Annotated in this window: 21 protein-coding genes; 5 read left to right on the top strand and 16 right to left on the bottom strand. The window is 72.0% G+C overall.

Annotated features, from left to right (window positions below):
* Nucleotides 1-1,479 (bottom strand): hypothetical protein (locus tag ACZ6TV_RS32955; RefSeq protein WP_465301294.1); only part of this gene is annotated, 1,479 nt, incomplete at its 3' end.
* 162 nt (nt 1,480-1,641) lie between these two features.
* On the opposite strand from ACZ6TV_RS32955, the gene ACZ6TV_RS32950 reads away from it, so the two are divergent.
* Together ACZ6TV_RS32950 and ACZ6TV_RS32945 are read left to right on the top strand one after the other, a co-directional pair.
* A complete protein-coding gene (locus tag ACZ6TV_RS32950; RefSeq protein WP_465301562.1) occupies nt 1,642-2,769 on the top strand; it encodes a sensor histidine kinase in 1,128 nt (375 codons plus the stop codon).
* A complete protein-coding gene (locus ACZ6TV_RS32945; protein WP_465301292.1) occupies nt 2,766-3,416 on the top strand; it encodes a response regulator in 651 nt (216 codons plus the stop codon). The genes ACZ6TV_RS32950 and ACZ6TV_RS32945 overlap by 4 nt, the downstream gene beginning before the upstream one ends.
* 23 nt (nt 3,417-3,439) lie before the next feature.
* Here the strand turns inward: ACZ6TV_RS32945 and ACZ6TV_RS32940 are convergent, their stop codons facing one another.
* Together ACZ6TV_RS32940 and ACZ6TV_RS32935 are read right to left on the bottom strand one after the other, a co-directional pair.
* The gene (locus ACZ6TV_RS32940) at nt 3,440-3,847 is read right to left on the bottom strand and encodes a PIN domain-containing protein (protein WP_465301290.1); all 408 of its coding nucleotides are present in this window, start codon (nt 3,845-3,847) and stop codon (nt 3,440-3,442) included.
* The gene (locus tag ACZ6TV_RS32935; protein ID WP_465301288.1) at nt 3,844-4,092 is read right to left on the bottom strand and encodes a type II toxin-antitoxin system VapB family antitoxin; all 249 of its coding nucleotides are present in this window, start codon (nt 4,090-4,092) and stop codon (nt 3,844-3,846) included. Before ACZ6TV_RS32935 ends, ACZ6TV_RS32940 begins: the two co-directional genes overlap by 4 nt.
* A gap of 272 nt (nt 4,093-4,364) precedes the next feature.
* Here ACZ6TV_RS32935 and ACZ6TV_RS32930 point away from each other — a divergent pair, with 272 nt between their 5' ends.
* Complete coding sequence (locus tag ACZ6TV_RS32930) at nt 4,365-4,673, top strand: hypothetical protein (RefSeq protein WP_465301286.1); 309 nt, start codon at nt 4,365-4,367, stop codon at nt 4,671-4,673.
* Nucleotides 4,674-4,789: 116 nt separating this feature from the next.
* Here the strand turns inward: ACZ6TV_RS32930 and ACZ6TV_RS32925 are convergent, their stop codons facing one another.
* The 7 genes from ACZ6TV_RS32925 to pgsA all read right to left on the bottom strand — a co-directional run bounded on the left by ACZ6TV_RS32925 (nt 4,790) and on the right by pgsA (nt 10,510).
* Nucleotides 4,790-5,545 (bottom strand): YebC/PmpR family DNA-binding transcriptional regulator, encoded by a 756-nt coding sequence (locus ACZ6TV_RS32925; RefSeq protein ID WP_465301284.1) that lies wholly within the window; start codon nt 5,543-5,545, stop codon nt 4,790-4,792.
* A gap of 2 nt (nt 5,546-5,547) precedes the next feature.
* Nucleotides 5,548-6,159 (bottom strand): pyridoxal 5'-phosphate synthase glutaminase subunit PdxT, encoded by a 612-nt coding sequence (gene pdxT / locus ACZ6TV_RS32920; protein ID WP_465301560.1) that lies wholly within the window; start codon nt 6,157-6,159, stop codon nt 5,548-5,550.
* Between the two features lie 8 nt (nt 6,160-6,167).
* Nucleotides 6,168-7,076, bottom strand: a complete 909-nt coding sequence (pdxS, locus tag ACZ6TV_RS32915) for a pyridoxal 5'-phosphate synthase lyase subunit PdxS (RefSeq protein ID WP_465301282.1) — start codon at nt 7,074-7,076, stop codon at nt 6,168-6,170.
* A gap of 208 nt (nt 7,077-7,284) precedes the next feature.
* Entirely contained in the window at nt 7,285-7,752 is a 468-nt protein-coding gene (locus ACZ6TV_RS32910) for a hypothetical protein (protein WP_465301280.1), read from the bottom strand.
* A 30-nt stretch (nt 7,753-7,782) separates the two neighbouring features.
* Nucleotides 7,783-8,922, bottom strand: coding sequence for a glycosyltransferase family 4 protein (locus tag ACZ6TV_RS32905; protein ID WP_465301278.1), 1,140 nt, complete (start codon nt 8,920-8,922; stop codon nt 7,783-7,785).
* A gap of 8 nt (nt 8,923-8,930) precedes the next feature.
* On the bottom strand, nt 8,931-9,860 hold the full coding sequence (locus tag ACZ6TV_RS32900) for a phosphatidylinositol mannoside acyltransferase (RefSeq protein WP_465301276.1): 930 nt from the start codon (nt 9,858-9,860) through the stop codon (nt 8,931-8,933).
* On the bottom strand, nt 9,857-10,510 hold the full coding sequence (gene pgsA / locus ACZ6TV_RS32895) for a phosphatidylinositol phosphate synthase (protein WP_465301274.1): 654 nt from the start codon (nt 10,508-10,510) through the stop codon (nt 9,857-9,859). Before pgsA ends, ACZ6TV_RS32900 begins: the two co-directional genes overlap by 4 nt.
* Before the next feature lie 188 nt (nt 10,511-10,698).
* On the opposite strand from pgsA, the gene ACZ6TV_RS32890 reads away from it, so the two are divergent.
* Nucleotides 10,699-12,861, top strand: coding sequence for an elongation factor G-like protein EF-G2 (locus tag ACZ6TV_RS32890; RefSeq protein ID WP_465301272.1), 2,163 nt, complete (start codon nt 10,699-10,701; stop codon nt 12,859-12,861).
* Between the two features lie 7 nt (nt 12,862-12,868).
* On the opposite strand, the gene ACZ6TV_RS32885 is transcribed toward ACZ6TV_RS32890, so the two are convergent.
* Nucleotides 12,869-13,336: a GNAT family N-acetyltransferase gene (locus ACZ6TV_RS32885; protein ID WP_465301270.1), complete on the bottom strand. Its 468-nt coding sequence runs from the start codon at nt 13,334-13,336 to the stop codon at nt 12,869-12,871.
* A gap of 37 nt (nt 13,337-13,373) precedes the next feature.
* On the opposite strand from ACZ6TV_RS32885, the gene ACZ6TV_RS32880 reads away from it, so the two are divergent.
* Nucleotides 13,374-14,390: a hypothetical protein gene (locus ACZ6TV_RS32880; RefSeq protein WP_465301268.1), complete on the top strand. Its 1,017-nt coding sequence runs from the start codon at nt 13,374-13,376 to the stop codon at nt 14,388-14,390.
* A gap of 6 nt (nt 14,391-14,396) precedes the next feature.
* On the opposite strand, the gene ACZ6TV_RS32875 is transcribed toward ACZ6TV_RS32880, so the two are convergent.
* From ACZ6TV_RS32875 to ACZ6TV_RS32855, 5 genes are all read right to left on the bottom strand, one after another.
* Complete coding sequence (locus ACZ6TV_RS32875; protein ID WP_465301266.1) at nt 14,397-14,912, bottom strand: HIT family protein; 516 nt, start codon at nt 14,910-14,912, stop codon at nt 14,397-14,399.
* A complete protein-coding gene (gene thrS / locus ACZ6TV_RS32870; RefSeq protein WP_465301264.1) occupies nt 14,909-16,912 on the bottom strand; it encodes a threonine--tRNA ligase in 2,004 nt (667 codons plus the stop codon). Before thrS ends, ACZ6TV_RS32875 begins: the two co-directional genes overlap by 4 nt.
* A gap of 63 nt (nt 16,913-16,975) precedes the next feature.
* Nucleotides 16,976-17,551 (bottom strand): phosphoesterase PA-phosphatase, encoded by a 576-nt coding sequence (locus tag ACZ6TV_RS32865; RefSeq protein WP_465301558.1) that lies wholly within the window; start codon nt 17,549-17,551, stop codon nt 16,976-16,978.
* 1,313 nt (nt 17,552-18,864) lie between these two features.
* Nucleotides 18,865-21,327 (bottom strand): VIT domain-containing protein, encoded by a 2,463-nt coding sequence (locus ACZ6TV_RS32860; protein ID WP_465301262.1) that lies wholly within the window; start codon nt 21,325-21,327, stop codon nt 18,865-18,867.
* On the bottom strand, nt 21,324-21,908 hold the full coding sequence (locus tag ACZ6TV_RS32855; RefSeq protein ID WP_465301260.1) for a MerR family transcriptional regulator: 585 nt from the start codon (nt 21,906-21,908) through the stop codon (nt 21,324-21,326). Before ACZ6TV_RS32855 ends, ACZ6TV_RS32860 begins: the two co-directional genes overlap by 4 nt.
* Between the last annotated feature and the right edge of the window lie 8 nt (nt 21,909-21,916).

Here is a 21,916-nt window from a genome sequence, read left to right as displayed (position 1 = left end):
CTCCATGGGCTGAGGCCCCGAAGGCTCCGGCTGCTGGCCGGGAGTCCCCGTCGTCCCGGCCCGCAGCGGACGGGACGGCAGCGCCCTGGCCAGGAGCCCGTAGCCGGCGAGCAGCAGCAGCGGGCTGAGCACCGACAGCGGGCCGACGCCCACCGCGAGGAACGCCACGACGCCGAGCCCCGTCAGTACCGGCACCCACCAGCGGACCAGGCCGTCGGCGGCGGCACCGATCGGGACCGCGATCAGCCCGAGCAGGCTCACCAGCATCGCCGGGACCGCCCAGCCGAACGCGAACAGGGTGTAGCCGCCGAACGCGTCGCCGACCTTCTCGGCGAGCTCCGCCGGCACGGTCAGCCGCACGGCCAGGTCGCTGTAGTCGCCGACCATCAGGCCGCTGAAGTGCATCAGCGCGAACGCGGTCGCCGCCGCCGCCACGGTCGTGAACCGGCGGCCGCGCCGCATCATCAGCAGCATTCCCGGCACGAACAGCAGCCACGCCAGGTGCAGCAGCAGCGCGCTCGCCTGGGCCAGACCCGGCTGCCGTACCGCCTCCGCGATGTCCGGCGACAGCCCCGGCACCGTCAGCAGCCCCGCCCCGAACACGACCGGCGCGGCGACCAGCCCGAACCGGCCCACCCGGTCCTTGAACACACCGAACGTGTCCGGCTCGTCCGCCGCCCGCCCAGCGGCCGCGACGCCGGACGCCCCGCCGTCCCCGTCCACCGCCGCGCCGGACGCCCCGCCGTCCCCGTCCACCGCCGCGCCGGACGCCCCGCCGTCCCCGTCCACCGCCGCGCGGGACACCCCGCCGTCCCCGTCCACCGCCGCGCGGGACACCCCGCCGTCCCCGTCCGCCGCCGCGCCGGACGCCCCGGTGGCCGTGCGGAACCTCGCGAGCTCTCGGCCCGCGAAGCCGTACGCAACCAGCATCACGACCGGTCCCGCGAGGCTCAGCGGCAGCGGTGAGATCGCGAACTGCAGATACAGCACCGAGCCCAGCAGTGCGGCGGACGCCGTCCACCAGGAGATGACCTTCGCGTAGGCCGCCGCGACCGGGGTCAGCAGCAGCGCCACGGCCCAGCCGGCCAGGCCCGGGACCTGCCAGCCCCACACCCCCCAGTCCATCGACTGGAACACCGCGTCGACGCGACGGACCTCGGCGTCGGGCAGCGTCTGCTCCATGGCCAGCAGCGCCAGGTCGTACGCCATGAGCGCCGAGAACGTGACGAGCCCGAACACGGCCGCGCACCACGCGACGCGCGCGAGGACCGCGCCGCGGCGGCGGATCGGTCGCAGGAGCCCCAGGAACGCCGGCACGAACAGCACCCATGCCCAGTGCAGCAGCACCGAGTGCCATTGGATGGCATCCGGATGCGCCCGGTAGATCCCGACCCCCTGGTCGTCGCCGAGCGCCGGATCGACGGCCGTGGCGACGGCGAGGACCGCCGGCGCCAGGACGAGCGCGAGTCTTATCAGCATCGAGTACCCCTTGATTCCGCGTTGGACGAGCACAGTACGAACGTGCCGGCCCGGCGGTCGCCCGCAGCGCGACGGATTTCGCCTCCGCCGCGAGGGGGACGCCGCGTCATCCACCGGAGGGTCTCGCCCGCTCTGCGCAACCCTTACGGTCAGCTGGTGAGGATGAGCAGGACGGATCTTGTGCTGGCGGGCGCCTTCGTGGCGTTCGCCCTGACCGAGGAGGCGGTGGCGCACCAGCCCGGCGGCTGGTGGCCGTGGGTGCTCGCGGTGTCGGTCCCGCTCGTCGCGCTGCGCAACGCCGCGCCGCTGACCGTGCTGCTCGCCAACTGCGTCGGCGGCCTCAAGTACTGGTATCCGGACCAGGTCGTCAACTACCGCCTGTGGCAGCTCGCCGCGATGATCATCGCGGCGTACACGGTCGGCCGGCACGTGCCGCTCATCGGCGCCGCCGGTCGCCTGGCCCGGGCGCGCGGGGTCGCCGGGCTCGTCCTCGCCTTCGCGACAGGCGCCGTCTTCTGGCAGGTCGACCCGGTCGACCCGATGGGGGCGTTCTTCTTCCCCGTCGCCCCGTGGATCCTCGGCGCGGTGCTCGCCGTCCAGCACCGCCAGAGCGCCGACGCCGCCACGGCCCGCGCCTCGATCCGCGAGCAGCGCTTCCGCGAGGCCGTCATGGAGGAGCGGGTCCGCATCGCCCGCGAGCTGCACGACATGGTCGCGCACAGCGTCACCGTCATGACCATCCAGGCCGGTGTCGTCCGCCGCCGCCTCGACGCCGGTCTGGCCGTCGACGTGGAGCTGCTGCTCGGCATCGAGTCCTCCGGCCGCGACGCCGTCGGCGAGCTGCGCCGCACGCTGGGCCTGCTGCGCGGCTTTCCCGACGCGGCGATGGCGGCGCCGGTCGGCCTGGACCGCCTCGACGAGCTCCTCGCCCAGGTCGGCGAGGCGGGCCTGAAGGTCACCTTCGAGTGCTCCGGGACGCCGGTGACGCTGCTGCCGGCGGCGGACATGTCGGCGTATCGCATCGTGCAGGAAGCGCTGACCAACGTGCTGAAACACGCCGGCCCCGCGGCAGTGACGGTCTCGCTGCGCTACTCCGGCGACGGGGTGCACCTGTCGGTCGTCGACGCCGGCGGCGCCGTCCCCGTCCACGGCCCCGCCCCCGGCGCCGGCCAGGGCCTCATCGGCATGCGGGAGCGCGTCACCCTGTTCGGCGGCGACCTCGACGCGGGCCCGGTCTCCGGCGGCGGCTTCGCGGTCCACGCCCGCCTGCCGTTGCTGGTCGCGTCATGATCCGTGTCGTCGTGGCGGACGACCAGCGCATGGTGCGGGCGGGTCTGCGCATGGTGATCGAGACCGAGCCCGACATCCAGGTCGTCGGCGAGGCGGGCGACGGCGTCGAGGCGGTCAGCCTGGCCCGCCGCCTGCTCCCCGACGTGGTGCTCATGGACATCGCGATGCCCCGCCAGGACGGCCTCGCCGCGACCCGCATCCTGCTCGCCGCCCCCAACCCGCCGCGGGTCATCGTGCTCACCACGTTCGACACCGACGAGAACCTGCACGACGCGCTCCGCGCCGGCGCCAGCGGCTTCCTGCTGAAGGTCTCCTCGCCCGAGCACCTCATCACGGCGATCCGCGTCGTCGCCGCCGGCGAGGCCATCCTCGACCCCGCGGTGACGACCAGGGTCATCGCGTCCTACGCCGGCACCCCCGGCCCGCAGCCCCCACCGGAGCTCGCCGACCTCACCCCACGCGAGACCGACGTCCTGCGCCTCGTCGCCCGCGGCATGTCCAACGGCGAGATCGCGGCGGCCCTGACCGTCGGCGAGGCCACGGTGAAGACCCACCTGGCCCGCGTCCTGATGAAACTCGCCCTCCGCGACCGCGTCCAGGCCGTCGTCTATGCCTACGAATCAGGCCTCGTCCGCCCCGGCAGCTGAGCTCCGGCTTGTCCTCGGACCGGCTATTCGGGTTCAGTGCTGATGCGCTGCTGGCGCAACTCTGGGACGTAGCGAGCGATGGTCTCGAAATCGCCGTCCTCGTGAAGGACGCTCAGCTTGAGCCGGATCGCGGTTGCCGCGATAACCAGATCCGCTACGGACACTCCCTGATACGCGCTCGGCAGGACCAGTTCATGCCGGATGGCAGCAACCAACGACCAGATTCCGTCGGGTATTGCCGCCCACGGATGAAGCGCAAGAATCCGCTCCTCGACGAGCTGGTAACTCTTGGCATCGGCGATCGACATCACCTCGACAAGCACCGGCTCACATACCGCGATCAGCCCGCGCTCGACGAGGTCGTCCCATGCCGTCGCGGCCTGATTGCGCTGGAGCCGGACAAGTGCGCTCGTGTCGACGAGGAATCTCACTCGTCCACCTCGTCAAGCGCGTCATAGTTGAACGCGCCCTCGTCTGAAAGACGTCGCAGATCCTGCAGCGCCGCCCTGCGACGAGCGCGTTGCTGGTCGACGAACACGCGAAGCGCGGCATTGATCGTGGCATTACGCGACGCGGTTCCCAAGTGTCGTCGCGCCTCCTCGAGCAGTTCCTCGTCGATCGCCGGCTCGGCTTCGGCGCCCGTCGCGGAGTCCGCCTTGATGACAGTTTCGGTCATGGTTTCACCTCCCCCGCAACTTTAGTGGCCATATGGCCACAGACAAAATTGGCTGCACCAGTCCCAGATCCAGGATACGAAGGACCGGTCGCGTCCGCGGCGCGGACGGCATCCGACCACGAGCGCCAGGATCTCGTCGGACGCCGGACGAGGAAGCAGTCACAACCTCCCGGTGGGCGCGATCCCGGCCGCGAAGACCGGGAACAGCTCCGGCTCGGCTCCGGCCCGGGTCGTGGACATCGGAGAGCTCGCTCCAGAGCACGACGCCGGGGGTGCTCGTCGGCGGCGATCAGCGCGACGACATGCTCGGGGCGCTCCACCACACGGTGCCGGCCGCCGAACGGCAGCGCGTCGGGGGCGACGGAACGCAGCGAGCAACGAAGCCGGCCGGCCTGCTCGTCGTACCAGGCGTAGAAGGTGACCGGGGCGGGCGCGGCACCGAACCGGGTCCGCAGCCGCTGGGCGACGTCGGCGAGGGCGGCGGCCACCGCGATCTGGTCCACCGGTCCCGGGGGAACGTCGAACCACGCGGTGTTCGTGGCGAACTCGGCACCGGCGTCGGCGGGGTCGAGACGCAGTGACATGTCGGGATACGACCGCACGAGCGCGGCGAGCGGCTCCGACACGGTCACCTCTCAAGGGCGAAGGGCGGAACCGAGACGGTTCCGCCCTTCGGCAGGCAGCCCAGGCCTGATGCTCAGGCCTCGACGAGGGCCATGACCTCGTCGGAGACGTCGAAGTTTGCGTAGACGTTCTGGACGTCGTCGCAGTCGTCGAGGGCGTCGATCAGCTTGAAGACCTTGCGGGCGCCTTCCTCGTCCAGGGCGACCGTCACGCTCGGCACGAACGAGGAGTCGGCGGACTCGTAGTCGATGCCGGCGTCCTGCAGGGCGGTGCGGACGGCGACGAGGTCGGTGGCCTCGCTGATGATCTCGAAGGCCTCGCCGAGGTCGTTGACCTCTTCGGCGCCGGCGTCGAGGACGGCGAGGAGCAGGTCGTCCTCGGTGAGCTCGCCGGCCTTGGGCACGATGATGACGCCCTTGCGGGAGAACATGTAGGAGACGCTGCCGGCGTCGGCGAGGTTGCCGCCGTTGCGGGTGAGCGCGACCCGGACCTCGGTCGCCGCGCGGTTGCGGTTGTCGGTGAGGCACTCGATGAGGATCGCGACGCCGCTGGGGCCGTAGCCCTCATACATCGCGGTCTGCCAGTCGGCGCCGCCGCCGATCTGGCCGGAGCCACGCTTGACGGCGTTGTTGATGTTGTCGTTAGGTACCGAGTTCTTCTTCGCCTTCTGGATGGCGTCGAAGAGCGTGGGGTTGCCGCTGACGTCGCCGCCGCCGGTGCGGGCGGCGACCTCGACGTTCTTGATCAGGCGGGCGAAGAGCTTGCCGCGCTTGGCGTCGATGACCGCCTTCTTGTGCTTGGTCGTCGCCCATTTTGAATGCCCGGACATGGCTAACCCTCCGTCGTCTGGCCCGCCTCACGCGCCATCTCCACGAAGTACCGATGAACTCGGAGGTCGCCGGTGAGCTCGGGATGGAAGGCGGTCGCGAGCAGGTGCTGCTGCCGAACCGCGACAATCCTACCGGCGCCCGGTCCGCCATTCACACGACCCAGCACCCGCACGTCGGCGCCGACCTCCTCGACCCAGGGGGCGCGGATGAAGACCGCCGAGAACGGGCCGCCTTCAATGTCCGAAATGTCGACGGTGCCTTCGAACGAGTCGACCTGCCTGCCGAAGGCGTTGCGCCGGACGGTCATGTCGATGCCGCCGAAGGGCACCTGGTCGGCGCGGCCGTCGAGGATCGTGCCGGCGAGCATGATCATGCCGGCGCAGGAGCCATAGGTGGGCATGCCGCCGGCGATCCGCTTGCGCAGCGGCTCGGTCATGCCGAACTCGATCGCCAGCTTGCTCATGGCCGTGGACTCGCCGCCGGGGATGACCAGCGCGTCGACCGAGTCGAGCTCCTCGGGGCGCCGCACCGGCCGGGCGATGACGTCCAGCTCGGCCAGGGCGTGCAGGTGTTCGCGCGTATCGCCCTGCAGGGCGAGCACACCGATGATCATGCCGGCGGTCACCAGCCGCGCTCGGCGAGACGGTGCGGCTGCGGGATCTCCTCGACGTTGATGCCGACCATGGCCTCGCCGAGGCCGCGGGACACCTTCGCGAGGACGTCGGGGTCGTCGTGGAACGTGACGGCCTTGACGATCGCGGCGGCGCGCTGCTCGGGGTTGCCCGACTTGAAGATGCCGGAGCCGACGAAGACGCCCTCGGCGCCGAGCTGCATCATCATCGCGGCGTCGGCCGGGGTGGCGATGCCGCCGGCGGTGAACAGCACCACGGGCAGCTTGCCGGTCTCGGCGATCTCCTTGACCAGCTCATACGGCGCCTGGAGCTCCTTCGCGGCGACGAACAGCTCGTCCTCGGGCAGCGAGGTCAGCTTGCGGATCTCGCCGCGGATCTTGCGCATGTGGGTGGTGGCGTTGGAGACGTCGCCGGTGCCGGCCTCGCCCTTGGAGCGGATCATGGCGGCGCCCTCGGTGATGCGGCGCAGGGCCTCGCCGAGGTTGGTGGCGCCGCAGACGAACGGCACGGTGAACGCCCACTTGTCGATGTGGTTGCTGTAGTCGGCGGGGGTGAGGACCTCGGACTCGTCGACGTAGTCGACGCCGAGCGCCTGCAGGACCTGGGCCTCGACGAAGTGGCCGATGCGGGCCTTCGCCATGACGGGGATCGAGACGGCGGCGATGATGCCGTCGATCATGTCGGGGTCGCTCATGCGGGACACCCCGCCCTGCGCGCGGATGTCCGCGGGGACGCGCTCCAGGGCCATGACGGCGACGGCGCCGGCGTCCTCGGCGATCTTCGCCTGCTCAGGGGTGACGACGTCCATGATGACGCCGCCCTTGAGCATCTCTGCCATGCCCCGCTTGACCCGCGCGGTGCCGGTGACTGACGTGCTGGTGCTGGGCGACTCGGACACGACGAAGCACTCCTCACAGGGATGAACGGGATTCACCTTGAGTTTACGCCGACCGGGTGACAGGTTCCGACGTCCAATGGGAACCCCGCGGCCCTCGTTGGACCCAGCGGGAGCACACAAGCACCGCAAAACCCAGAAAATGCTGATATTTCCGGTTTAGCGGGCACGGAGTGCCTGATAAACCGGAAACAAAGTCAGGACAGGAAGATCACGGCAGCGAGGGATCGTCGACGTCGAAGTACGCGGGCCGGGGGTGCTTGCGGGTCAGCCGGAACAACCGTACGAGCACCCGGCGCCGCACGGCGAGCGCGTCGCGGACCACGTCGTTGTGCACCTGCCTGGCCAGGGCCACCCGCCGGCTGACCTGCACGAGCGGGGCGACGACGTCCTCCGGGCCGGCCGCCGCGTCGCGCAGGTGCCGGGTCAGGTCGTTCTCGGCGACCTCGCGGTCCTCCGGCTGGGCGTCGACGGCGATCCGCGCCGCGTACATGAGTGTCGGCAGCTGGGCCGCCTCGGCGAGCGCCACCGCCGCCACGGCCCGTCGCAGCAGGTGGGCGTCGAGCGTGGCGTACGCCGCGACCGCCCGCGCGTGCAGCCGGTCGACCCGGGCCGCGAGCCAGGTGAGATAGGTGGCCACCAGGACCACCACCGCCACCACCGTGATCACCCACCACACGGCGGGAAGCCTACGGGACCGGCCGGCCGCCTACGGGACGGGCTGCTCCACCACGGCCCCGGCGACCTCGATCACCGTCGAGTACACCTCCAGGACCCGTTCGGCGACGACGGGCCAGTCGTACGCCGACACCACCGTGGCCGCCCGCGCGGTGAGCGCGGCCCGGCGGGCGGGGTCGTCGAGCAGCCCGGCGATGGTCGTGGTGAGGGCGGCGCTGTCGCCGACGGGGAAGAGCGCGCCGGCCCGCCCGCCGTCCAGGACCCGCCGGAACGCGTCGAGGTCGCTGGCCACGACGGTGGCGCCGGCCGACATGGCCTCGGTGAGGATCATGCCGAACGACTCGCCGCCGGTGTTGGGGGCCACGTAGATGTCGACGCTGCGCAGCATCCGCGCCTTGTCCTCCTCGGACACCTTGCCGAGGAACACGATCCTGTCGCGGAAGGGCAGGATGTCCGGGAAATCGGACATCACCTCGTCGACGTCACCCGGCCCGGCCACCAGCAGCCGCAGCCCGGGCCGCGACCGCGCCAGCGCGACGAACGCGGTCAGCAGGAACGGGAAACCCTTCCGGGGCTCGGTGAACCGTCCCAGGAAGCCCAGCGTCCCACCGGAACCCGGCCATCCGGGCAGCGGCGTCGCGGCGCGGTACCGCGACACCTGCACACCGTTGGGGATCTCCCAGGCGGACCCGCCCAGGTGCTCGACCTGCACCTTGCGCGCCAGCTCGCTCACCGCGATCCGCCCAGTGATCTTCTCCAGCACCAGCTGGAGCAGCCCCTGCGCGGCCGCGAGGGCCCGCGACCGGGTCATCGCCGTGTGGAACGTCGCGACGACCGGCCCGCGCGCCGACAGCACCGCCAGCATCGACAGGCTCGGCGTCAGCGGCTCGTGCACGTGCAGCACGTCGAAGCGCCCCGCGGCCATCCAGCGCCGGACCCGGGTCGCGGAGATGAGGCCGAACGACACCCGCGCGACGGATCCGTTGTACGGCACGGGCACGGCCCGGCCGGCCGGCACGACGTACGGCTGCTCGCCGCTCTCCTCGTCGCCGGGCGCCAGGACGCTCACGTGGTGGCCGAGGGCGATGAGCGTCTCGGCCAGGTCGCGGACGTGGTTCTGCACCCCGCCGGGCACGTCGAACGAGTACGGGCAGACGATCCCGATACGCAACACGCCTCCTAGGCCTTCACGACGAAGGGCGAGCCGACGGCGGGGGTGTCGAGCCAGAGCCGTTGCAGCATGTGCCAGTCCTGCGGGTTGCGGGCGATGCCCTCGGCGAGGACGTCCGCGATCCGCTGCGTGAGCAGCCGCACCCGCACGTCCAGGGCCCCTTCCGCGGGATCCGGCAGCGGGATCGGTCCCTCCAGCCGGCCGGCGGCGCACGAGGGGTCGAACCACATCGACACCACGTACAGCGGCGCGCCGGTGCGCAGGGCGAGCAGCGCCGGCCCGGCCGGCATCTTCGTCCGGCCGCCGAAGAAGTCGACCTCCACACCCCTGGCGGTGAGGTCCCGGTCGGCGAGCAGCGGCACCACGTACCCGGCCCGCAGGCGCTCCTCCAGCACGTCGAACGCGGGCCGTTCGCCGCCGACCGTCGGGAGGATCTCCATACCCAGCGAGCGCCGGAAATGCAGGAACCGCCGGTAGACACTCTCCGGCTTGAGCCGCTCCGCGACCGTCACGATCGGCCAGCCGTTGGCCGCGACCCAGGCGCCGGCGGCGTCCCAGTTGCCGGCGTGCGGCAGGGCGATCACGGCGCCCTCGCCGGAGGCGACGTTCTGGGCGAGCAGCTCGTGGCGCTCCAGGGTGAACCCGGAGAGGTGCTCCGCCTTCGAGCGGCCCGGCAGCCGGAACGCCTCCAGGTAGTAGCGCGCGTAGGAGCGCAGGCCCCGCTCCACCAGGTCGGCGAGCTCCGCGTCCGACGGCCCGTCGCCGACGACCCGGCGCAGGTTCGACGCGAGCCTCAGGGTGCCCTTGCCGCCTTTGCCGCGTCGGTACCGCCGGGAGCCCTGCGACGCGGCGGCGGCGAAGAGCGGCCACGTCACGGACCGGGGAAGCTTCGGGATCAGGGAGAAGGCGGCGCCGTAGCCGAGCTCCGCGAGGTTCACGGAGCCACCCGGTCACCGGCGGCGGCGTCCTGCGCAGCGGCGATGTCGCGGGCCTGCCGGTACACATGCGTCATCCGCTGCCCGATGGTGATCACCGACAGCAGGACCAGCAGCCACAGCGCCGACTCCATGCCGTACTTCACGTCGAAGCCGAACAGCAGGCCGCCGATGCCGACGAGGATCAACCGCTCGGTCCGCTCGGCCAGCCCCACGTTGGCGGTCATCCCGAGGCCCTCCGCGCGGGCCTTCACATACGACACCACCTGCCCGGTGAGCAGGCACAGCAGCGCCGCGGCGCACTCGCGCAGCTGGCCCTGCGACGCGAACCAGAACGCCACGGAGCCGAAGATGGCGCCGTCGGAGACGCGGTCCATGGCCGAGTCGAGCAGGGCGCCGAACTTGTTGCTGACGCCGAGCTGTCGTGCCATGGCCCCGTCGAGCATGTCGGTGAGGCAGCTCACGGTGACGATAACGAGCGCGACGACCATGTGGCCGCGCGTGGCGAAGCCGACACTGCCGATGAGCACTCCGACCGTGCCCGCGACGGTCACCGCGTTGGGCGTCACCCTGGCGCGCAGCAACGCGGCCGCGACGGGGTTCACGATGCGGGCCAGTCCGGCCTTGATGTCTACGCTGAGGATCTTCGCCATGGCGCTCCCACGATAACGGCGGCGGAGCTTGCCGGATACCTGCGCGTGGGCCTGCTCACGGTGCTTGAGTAAACCGTATGCCGTCTGTGGGAGAGGACGGGCTTGTGTCGGTGATGGTTCGGGTGTGGGATCGGTGAACAGGTCGTGACTGTGAGACTGCTCACAGAGGGCATGACGGGAGGCGCGTGATGGCGCAGAAGGTCCAGGAGAAGGGTGTCGCCGGTCCGGTGCCGGCGGTTGATGACCCCGGCAGGGTACGCAACGTGGTCGTCGTCGGGCATTCCGGCGCCGGGAAGACGACCCTCGTGGAGGCGCTGCTCGCGGCGACCGGCACGATCGGCCGGACCGGCACGGTCACCGACGGCACCACGACGACCGACCACGATCCGGCGGCGGTGCGGCAGCAGCGGTCGGTGACGCTGTCGTGCGCCCCGCTCGTGCACGACGGGGTGAAGGTCAACCTGCTCGACACCCCCGGCTACGCCGACTTCGTCGGGGAGCTGCGCGCCGGCCTGCGGGCGGCGGACGCGGCACTGTTCGTCGTGTCGTCCGTCGACGGCGTCGACGCCGCCACCGCCACGCTGTGGGAGGAGTGCGCCGCCGTCGGCATGCCCCGCGCGGTCGCCGTCACCCGCCTCGACCACCCGCGCGCCGACTTCCAGGACACCCTCGACCTGTGCCAGGACGCGTTCGGCGACAACGTCCTGCCGCTGTACCTGCCGATGCTCGGCGACGACGGCGACGCGGTCGAAGGGCTCATCGGCCTCATCACCCACCGGGTCTTCGACTACTCCGCGGGCTACCCGCCGGCCGTGCGCGACCCCGAGCCGCAGCACCTGCCGGCGATCGAGGAGTCCCACAACAGCCTGCTCGAAGGGATCATCGCCGAGAGCGAGGACGAGACGCTCATGGAGCGGTACGTCAGCGGCGAGGTCATCGAGACGTCGGTGATCATCGAGGACCTGGAGAAGGCCGTCGCCCGCGGCACCTTCTACCCCGTCGTGCCCGTCTGCGCGCTGACCGGCCTCGGCCTCGACGCCCTCCTGGAGGTGCTCACCAGCGGCTTCCCGTCGCCGCTGGAGCACGTCGTGCCGCCGGTCACCGACATCGAGGGCGAGCCGCACGCCCCGCTGCGCTGCGACCCCGACGGCCCGCTCATCGCCGAGATCGTGAAGACGACGATCGACCCGTACGTCGGCCGCGTCTCCCTCGTGCGGGTCTTCTCCGGCACGCTGCGCCCCGACAGCCCGGTGCACATCTCCGGGCACGGCATGGCCGAACGCGGCCACCCGGACCACGACGCCGACGAGCGCTTCGCGCACCTGTTCTCCCCGCTCGGCGCGGCGCTGCGGGAGGTGCCGTACGCGGTCGCCGGGGACATCGTCGCGATCACCAAGTCGGCGACGGCGGAGACCGGCGACACGATCTCCGGCAAGGACGACCCGATGCTCATGGCGCCGTGGGAGATGCCGGAGCCGCTGCTGCCGATCGCGATCGTCGCCAAGACCCGCTCCGACGAGGACGCCCTGGCCAAGAACCTCGGCCGGCTCGTCGCCGGCGACCCGACGCTGCGCCTGGAACGCAACGCGGAGACCCACCAGCTGGTGCTGTGGTGCATGGGTGAGGCGCACGCCGACGTCGTGCTCGACCGGCTGCGGGCGGGCGGCGTGGAGCTGTCCACCGAGCCGGTGAAGGTCGCGCTGCGCGAGACGTTCGCCGCGCCCAGCCAGGGCCACGGCCGGCACGTCAAACAGTCCGGCGGGCACGGCCAGTACGCGGTCTGCGACATCAGGGTCGAGCCGCTGCCGCGCGGCACCGGCTTCGAGTTCGTCGACAAGATCGTCGGCGGGGTCGTCCCGCACAACTACATCCCGTCGGTGGAGAAGGGCGTCCGCCACCAGATGGAGCGCGGCATGGTCGCCGGCTACCCGGTCGTCGACGTGCGGGTCACCCTCGTCGACGGCAAGTCGCACTCGGTGGACTCGTCCGACGCGGCGTTCCAGACCGCGGGCGCGCTCGCCCTGCGCGAGGCCGCCGAGCAGGGGCAGACGACGCTGCTCGAGCCGATCGACGAGGTCACCATCCGCGTCCCCGACGAGTTCGTCGGCGCGGTCATGAGCGACCTGTCCGGCCGCCGCGGCCGGGTCCTGGGCAACGAGCCGGACCCCGCCGGGCACGAGCGGACCCTGGTCCGCGCCGAGGTCCCCGCCACGGAGCTGGTCCGCTACGCGGTCGAGCTGCGGGCGATGACGTCCGGCTCGGGCACGTTCACCCGGGCGTTCACCCGGCACGACCCGATGCCGTCACACCTCGCCGACGCGGTGAAGAAGGAGCACGCCGCGGCCCGCTGAGCGCTGGTCACGGGTCCGGCCGGACCTCTGGGCGCACGTCCAGGTCCAGCCAGACCCGGTCGCGCAGCTCGATGCCGTCGACCATGATGCCGGCCGGGTACCCGTTCGCGGGGGTGAAGGCGTCGCGCTCCACGGACCGGAAGCGGAAACCCTGCCGCTGGTAGAAGCGCAGGTTGCCGACGTCGGCGGCACCCGTCGCCACCCGCACCGTCCCGCCGCCCTCGGCTCGTACCAGCGCGACGGCCGCCTCGACGAGCCGGGCACCGACGCCGGTCCCGCGCCGGTCCTCGACCACCGCCATGTTCTTGATCTCGTCACCGACGAGCTGCAGATGCCCCGCGGCCTGCCCGTCCTCCTCGGCGACCAGGACCCGGCCCAGCTCCAGGTAGCCGTCGAGCTCGGTCGCGGAGTCCTCCGCCAGCTCGAACAGCCACCGCACATCGGCCCGGTCGCCGTCGTACTCCACCACTCGCACGACCCCCACCCTGGCAGGTCCGCCTACACTGCGCGGCATGATTTTCTCGCGGGGCAGGAAACAGGATCCGGTGGTCGAGTTCTGGGCCTGGTGGCCGACGATCCGCCCCGCCGTCACCGCCGCCGTCTCCTCCGGTGAGTTCGAGCCGCTCACGCCCCAGATCAGCAAGCGGGTCGCGGCCATGCACAAGGACCTGGCCTGGGAGTTCAGCAAGGGCGGCGACGCGCGGCACGCACTGGTCGTCTCCCCCGGCGGCAACCCGGCGCTGCGGGCCCTCGTCGCCCGCTGGGGTGCGCTCGCGCCCGCCGCCGACCCGGAGTGGGAGTTCCACACCGCCCGGCAGCCGGACCACGACACGTTGAGCGCCAGCATCGAGATCGCCGGCGCGCGGCTCGACCTGGACCAGCTGCGGTTCGCGTTCACCCGCGACGAGGACTCGGCCGCGATCGACGTCGTCGGTCACCACCCGCTGTTCCGCAAGCTGCCGGAGCCGGTGCGCGGGCAGATCACCTTCCTGTCCCTCGACTGGCTGCTCGGTGAGGAGGGCGTCGAGCTGTGGATCGGCGCCGTCGACTTCAGCGCCGACGAGCCCGCCGGCGCCCGCGACCCGCTCGAGCTCGCCGCCGCCGTCGACGCCCTGCGCGAGGAGTACCGCGAGCCGAAGTGGGTGGTCTTCTCGGGCACCCGGCGCGGCGCCCCGGTGACCGGACTGGCGCAGCGGCCGTTGCGGGCCGCCCGGTGGCCCCGCTTCGACACGCATGTGGCGGTGACGCTGCAGTACAGCGGCCGCGGCGGCGACGGGCTGCCCTCCGACGAGGCGCTCGACGCGCTGAGGGCCTTCGAGGACGGCCCGCTCGACGCGGCGCTGCGCGGCGACGGGGAGCTGGTCGCGCTGGAGACCAGCGGCGGCGCGCGCACCCTGCACTACTACGTCGACGGCGAGTCCGCCGCCGGGGACGACCTCGTCGCGGCGGCCGCCGGCTGGCCGGACGGCAAGGCGAAGGTCAAGCGTGCCCACGACCCCGGCTTCGAGGCCGTGGGGCACCTGTCCTGACGTCGCTCAGTCCCAGACGGACGCCAGCAGCTTCCTCGTGTCGCCGAGCAGCTGCGGCAGGACCTTGGTCCGGCCGACGACGGGCATGAAGTTGGTGTCGCCGCCCCACCTGGGCACGATGTGCTGGTGCAGGTGGGCGGCGATGCCGGCACCGGCGACCGAGCCCTGGTTCATGCCCAGGTTGAAGCCGTGCGCGCCGCTGGCCCGGCGGATCACCCGCATCGCGGTCTGCGTGAACGTCGCCAGCTCCACCGTCTCCTCGGCGGTCAGCTCCGTGTAGTCGGCGACGTGCCGATACGGGCACACCATCAGATGGCCGGGGTTGTACGGGTACAGGTTGAGGACCGCGAACACGAGCTCGCCGCGGGCGACCACGAGACTGTCCTCGTCCGGCAGCCCGGGCGCCCGGCAGAACGGGCACCCGGTCGGCTCGTCGTGGTCGCCGGCCCGGTCCTCCTTGATGTAGGCCATCCGGTGCGGCGTCCACAGCCGTTCCAGATCATCCGGCGTACCCGTCGTCATGCCGCTGAGGGTCCCACATTGGTGCGGGACCGGACGACCTCCACCACGTGTGCGACGGCCTCGTCGAGGGCGACGCCGTTGCGCTGCGAGCCGTCGCGGTAGCGGAACGAGACGGTGCCGCCGCTGACGTCGTCGTCGCCGGCGATCGCCATGAACGGGATCTTCTGCTGCTGCGCGGTGCGGATCTTCTTCTGCATGCGCTCGTCGGAGTGGTCGACCTCGACCCGGATGCCTTCCTTGCGCAGCCGGGCGGCGAACTCCGCGAGGTAGTCGGCGTGGTCGGAGCGGATCGGGATGCCGACGACCTGCACCGGGGCGAGCCACGCCGGGAACGCGCCCGCGTAGTGCTCGGTGAGCACGCCGAAGAACCGCTCGATCGACCCGAACAGCGCCCGGTGGATCATCACCGGCTGCTGGCGGCTGCCGTCGGACGCCTGATACTCCAGCTCGAAGCGCTTCGGCTGGTTGAAGTCGACCTGGATCGTCGACATCTGCCAGGTCCGGCCGATCGCGTCACGGGCCTGCACGGAGATCTTCGGGCCGTAGAACGCCGCGCCGCCCGGGTCGGGCACGAGCTCCAGACCGGAGTCGACCGCCGCCGCGCGCAGCGCCTCGGTGGCCTCCTCCCAGTCGGCGGCGTCCCCGATGAACTTCGGCGAGTCGTCGCGGGTCGACAGCTCGAGGTAGAAGTCGTCGAGGCCGTAGTCGCGCAGCAGGTTGAGCACGAACTGCAGCAGCCCGCGCAGCTCGCCCGGCATCTGCTCCTTGGTGCAGTAGATGTGCGAGTCGTCCTGGGTCAGGCCGCGCACCCGGGTGAGGCCGTGCACGACGCCGGACTTCTCGTAGCGGTACACCGTGCCGAACTCGAACATGCGCAGCGGCAGCTCCCGGTAGGAGCGGCCGCGGGCCCGGAAGATGAGGTTGTGCATCGGGCAGTTCATCGCCTTGAGGTAGTACTCCGCGCCCTCCATCTCCATCGGCGGGAACATGGTGTCGGCGTAGTACGGCAGGTGACCCGACGTCTGGAACAGGTTGGACTTGCTGATGTGCGGCGTGTTGACGAACTCGTAGCCCGACTCCTCGTGCCGCTGCCGCGAATACGCCTCCATCTCCCGGCGGATGATGCCGCCCTTGGGGTGGAAGACCGCGAGGCCGGAGCCGATCTCGTCGGGGAAGCTGAACAGGTCCAGGTCGGCGCCGAGCTTGCGGTGGTCCCGCCGCGCCGCTTCCTCGAGGAGCTTCTGGTATTCCTTGAGCGCGTCGCGGGTCGGCCACGCGGTGCCGTAGACCCGCTGCAGCTGCGGGTTCTTCTCCGAACCGCGCCAGTAGGCGGCGGCGATGCGGGTCAGCTTGAACGCCTGGATCATCCGCGTCGACGGCAGGTGCGGCCCGCGGCACAGGTCGGACCAGCAGACCTTGTCGGACTGCGGGTCGAGGTTGTCGTAGATCGTCAGCTCGCCGCCGCCGACCTCCATCGCCTCGTTGGCGTCCACGGTCTGGGTGCTGTCGCTCTTCACGTCGACGAGCTCCAGCTTGAACGGCTCGTCCTTGAGCTCGGCCTTCGCCTGCTCGACCGACTCGAACCGCCGCCGCCGGAACTTCTGCCCCGACTTGATGATCTCCTGCATGCGCTTCTCGAGCTTGTCCAGGTCATCGGGGTGGAACGCCTTGGCGACCTGGAAGTCGTAGTAGAACCCGTGCTCGATCGGCGGCCCGATGCCGAGCTTCGCCTCCGGGAACAGGTCCTGCACCGCCTGGGCGAGCACGTGCGCCGTCGAGTGCCGCAGCACGTTGAGCCCGTCCGGCGAGGACAGGTCGACGGCCTCGACCTCCGTGTCCTGCTCCGGCGTCCAGTCGAGGTCCCGCAGCCGGCCGGCCTGGCTTCCCCCGGCCTCGCGGACGACGACGATCGCCTTGGGTCCGCTGGTCGGCAGCCCGGCCTCGGCGACCGCGGCGGCGGCGGTCGTGCCGGCCGTGACCACGAGGGTATTCGAGCGCACTGTGGACACGGTCTGCTCCCAAGCGTGAAGAGGTCTGATTCCCTCAGAACTCTATCCGCCGCCTCACCGCAGGGCCGAGAACACCCCGCCCGCCACGACCGCGCCGACGACCGCCCCGACCACCACCTGCGCCACCGTGTGGTCCTTCAGCGCCACCCGCGACCACCCGACCGCTCCCACCAGCGGGGCGGTGACCACCAGAGGCCAGCCGTACACGAGCATCAGGATCACCATGGCCCCTGCCGCGACCGCGGTGTGGATCGACATCTTCCACCAGTGGTTGACGACCGCCGCGACGACGAGCCCGACCCCTCCGGCGACGACGGCGGCGAGCAGCTCCCGCTGGGCGTCGAGCGCGACCAGCACCACGAACCCCACACTCACCGACCCCAGCCCCACCAGCAGCGGCCCGCGCCGCTGCCGGTGATCCCCCACGTGCCGGTCGGTGAGGTCCCCGCGCCTGACGCCGCGCAGGATGTACAGGAACGGCAGCACACTCTCGAACGCCGCCGCCACCACGCCGAGCAGCAGCCCGCGCCCGACACTCGGCGCTCCGTGCACGGCCAGCAGCACCAGCAGCACCGACACCAGCACCGCCGGCGCCAGGACCTCGGTCACGACCCGGGCCACCCGCTGCATGATCACCGCAGTACCGTAGCGCCCGCATCTCGGCAGCGGGCGAACCGCCGGCCGATGCACTCCCCCGTTTGAAGCACATCGACCGGCGGTCCCGGACCGGACCTTCAGCGGACGGCCGATGCGCTCCCCCGTTTGAAGCACATCGGCCTGCCGCCCCGAGCCGCCTTCCGGCTGAGCCGGTCGTCCTGGTCCGCTCCTCTGCCGGGCTGGGGTGAACGCGAGCGGTTCGTGTCCGGCCCGGCATGCATCGAGATGGTGAGCTTGTTCGTGTCCGATCCGTCCAGGGTGTCGGTCCGAAGTGGCCCTGAGCTGGTCGAACGTCGGCCCTCCCCCGACGCCGGTCCAACCGGGCGTCGAGCTTGGTCGTCGGTTCGGTGGAACTGGTGCTCCGGTCCGGCGCCGCACTGGTCCGGCGGCCAGGCCACGGTCCGGCCGGACGCCGCACCGGATGAGCCGTCGTTGTTCGGGCGAGCGTCCGACCGAGCAACGGCCCAACCGGGCGCTGAACTGGTCCCCGGTCCGGTGGAACTGGTGCTCCGGTCCGATGCCGAACTGGTCCGGCGTGCAAGCCAGGGTCCGGCCAGAAGCCGCACCGGTCGCCGGCCCGGCTGAGCCGTCGGCTCGGACGAGCGCTGAGCTGACCAGCGTCCGTCCAAGCGATGACCCCACCGAGCGCTGAACTGATCACCCGGTCCGGTGGAACTGGTGCTCCGGTCCGGCGCTGAGCTGGTCCAGCGGCCAGGCCGCGGTCCAGGGCCGGGCGCCGCACCGGTCGCCTGCCCGGCTGAGCCATCGGTCCGGGCGGTCGCCGAGCTGACCCGGCGTCCGTCCGAGCAACGGCCCGGCCGAGCATTGAACTGATCGCCGGTCCGGTGGAACTGGTGGTTCGGTCGTGTCGGTGGGCCGCCATGGGTTCGGCCCGACCGATGGCCGGTCGAGGAAAGACCGGACCGCTGGCCCGTCGAGCACAGACCAAACCGCTGGTCCGCCGAAGCCAGTGCCTGACCACTGGCCCCTCGAAAGCAAGGCCTGGCCGCCGGTCCGTCGAAGGCAGAGCCGGACCCGTCGGTCCGTCGAAGGCAGAGCCGGACCCGTCGGTCCGTCGAAGGCAGGGCCTGACCCGTCGGTCCGTCGAAGGCAGAGCCGGACCCGTCGGTCCGTCGAAGGCAGAGCCGGACCCGTCGGTCCGTCGAAGGCAGGCCTGACCGCGGGTCCCTGCGAGGCCCCGGCCGGTCAGCTGGCGGATGGCCAGGGCCCGGCCTGCCCAGTGCCCGGGTGGGTGCCGGGCGGGCCGGGGCTGGTGTCTGTCGTGGTCAGCGCTTCCAGAACGCTCCCCTGGGCTTCGTCGGGCCGGGCTGGTCGCCGGCGAGCTTGTCCAGCTCTGACAGGACGTCCTGCCACAGCGTGTCGAGGGGCTGGGAGGCGATGGCCGCCGGGTTGAGGCGGTCCGCCAGGACGCGCAGGGCGCCGATGCCCAGCACGGCCAGGCGGGAGCCGAGGTCTTCGAGGAGCTCGCGGCGCTCGAAGTCGGGGCGGTCCGCGGCGTCCCGAAGGCGCCGGGCCTCCTCGGCCGCGAGGGTGCGCAGCTCCGCCGAGTCGGCCCGCAGCTGCTCCGCCTCCACCGACGGCTGCACCGACGGCTGCGTCGACGCGGGTGGCTGCGGGCGGACCGAGCCCCGCGACCGCAGCGACCGTGCGACCCCGCCGCCGCCCGGCCGGGCGAAGACGCTGCCCCCGGCCGCCTTGCGCTGCGGTGCGCCGCTGACCGGCGGCGGCATCATCGGCGCCGGCATCGGCGGTGCGCCCGGTGCGGGCATGTTCACGGACCTGGACAGGTCAGGGGCGGCGGCGGCCGCCGCGAACGGCATCGACGTCGGGTGCAGCGGCGGCGGTGGCACCGCCGTCGGCAGCTCCCAGCCGGCGGGTGAGTCGACGGGCTGCACCACCTGGCGCGGCTCGTCGCCGTCGGTGACGACCCGCTTGTCGACGGCGACATAGGCGGTGAAGCGGCACAGCACCTGGAAGCGCAGCGACACCGCGGTGATCCGCTGCTCGAGCTCGTCGCCGCCATAGGCCGGGCCGGCGACATAAGCGTCCTCCAGGTCGCGCAGCAGTGCGCGGGCCCAGATCGCGGTCAGCGCCGGGTTGTCGTGGCGGGTCGCGGTGACCGTGGTCGACCAGGGCGTGCCGTCGCGCATGGTGCCGGCGACGGTGAGCGCGCCTGCTGCCTTGCCGCGATAGCGCCCGGTGACCACGAACGGCACGCCGGGGAACACGTCGGGCAGCCGGGCCGGTGCCCGGGTGTCGTCGATCAGGTCGAGGCCCTCGGCGGTGACGGTGACGCCGCTGACGACGGGCGCGCCGATCCGCCGGTGGATGCGGTCCATCGCCTCGTCGAGGCGGTCCTCGCTCTCGACGAGCTCGCAGCGGCCGCCGCCGGCGATCGCGAGGCGGCCGAGGAACCCCGCGTTGACGGCCTGGTCGATGCCGACGGTGTGCACCCGCACCCCGCGCAGCGCCGCCGAGACGGTCCGCAGGATCTGGTCCTCGTTGCCGACCTGGCCGTCGGTGACCAGCACCAGGACCCGGTCACGGTCGCCCGTCGCGGCGTCGAGGAGCTTCAGCCCGTCGATGAGCGGCTGGAGCAGCTCGGTGCCGCCGCGGGCGTCGACCCGCGACAGGTGCTCCACCGCGCGGAAGCGGTGCCGGTCGGTGCCGTCGGCGAGGCCGGACGGCAGCGAGTCGGGTGTCTCCACCCGGTCGTCGAAGGAGAGCACGGCGAAGCGGTCGCCGGCGGTGAGCGTGTCGACGATGCGGGCGGCGGCGCGGCGCGCGGCGACCATCTTCCAGCCGCCCATGCTGCCGGAGCGGTCCAGCAGCAGCACCACGTCCTTGGCCTTCGGCGGCGCCTGCGACTGCGGCGGCAGCACGGTCAGCCGATAGGTGCCTTCCTCGCCGGACGTGTCGGGCGCCAGCGCGAGACCGGCCTCGCCCGGGCCATAGGCCAGGCGCAGCACGAAGTCGCGGTTGGCCCGCTCCCCCGGCAGGACCGAGACGGTGCGGTCGGTCTGCTGCACGGTGTGCAGGCTGGAGCGGACCTCGCCCAGCGGCAGCCCGGCCGGGTCGATGTCGACCTCGATGCTCAGGCGCAGCGGATTGGGGAAGCCGGGCAGCAGCACCGGCGGTGAGATGCGGGACGCGTCGGGCACGGCGTCGGTGTCCAGGGCGTGACCGACCCCGACACTGTCACCGTCGAGCGCGCCGCCGGGGATGTAGCGGGGCGCGACGACCAGCGGGAACCGGAAGGTGGCCTCGCCGTCCTCGAACGACAGCGGCCCGGCAAGTGACAGTGACACGCTGACCCGCTCGCCGGGCAGGATGTTGCCGACGCGCATGGTGAACACGTCGGGGCGCTCCTCCTCGGCGATCGAGGCGCGCTGACCGGCGGCGACCGCGCGGTCATAGGTCTCACGGGCGGCGCCGCGCTCCTGCAGCTCCGCCTCGACGACCCGGCCGTCGGCGGTCATGGCCATGCGTGTCACCGCGGCCCGGTCGGGCAGCGGGAAGACATAGGTCGCCTCGAGGGGCTCGTCGTGGACGTTGACGAACTCCTGCGTGAGGTCGATCCGTGCGACCAGGCCGGTGATGGCCGTGCGGACGTCGATCCGGTCGAGCGGCAGGTTGCCCCGCTCTGTGCGCAGCGCGCCGAGACCGGCGTCGTCCTTCGGTGCGGCGACCCGCAGGGCCTCCGCCTCGCTCATCGTGGCGACTCTCATTGCCCACTCCCTCGCTCGGCGCTCGTGTCACGGCTCGCATCAGGCGCCGGCTCCCGCGTCAGTCCCCGGGCGGCCAGCAGGTCCAGCAGCGGCTGGGCGGCCGCCAGGATCTCGGCCACGTCGTCGGGTCCCGGCGTGCCGGGCAGCAGCAGCGTCACGTCACTGCTCAGCGGCACCCCGCTGAGCAGTGCGGGCGGCGGTGCCGGTGGTGGTGTGTGCGGTGCGGGCGGCTCGGTCCAGAACCGTGTGCGGGGTTGCTCGTGCTTGGGCAGGTCGGCGATCTCCCAGAGGAGGGCGTCGGGTGCCTCGGCAAGCTCAACCTGGATGTCGGCGATCCGCCTGCCTTCCGACTGGCGGCGTTTGATCGCCACCAGCTGCGCAAGGTGTCGCGGACCGTAGAGCGCGGTGCGGCCCCGCATGGTCGGGCGGTCGACGAGGCCGATCGTCGCATACCACCTGATGGCACGGGCGTCGGGAACGTCGCGCACCCGACCGTTGGGTGCGCCCGCATAGGTGGCGCCCTCGAGCACGGCGGCAACCCGTGCCGTCAGCTCTTCAAGCGTCCATCCCGTCGCGGTCACACGCCAAC

Source organism: Dactylosporangium sp. NPDC051087, assembly GCF_055586325.1.
Note: the sequence above shows the minus strand (reverse complement) of the source record. Positions and strands in the feature narration are given on the sequence as shown.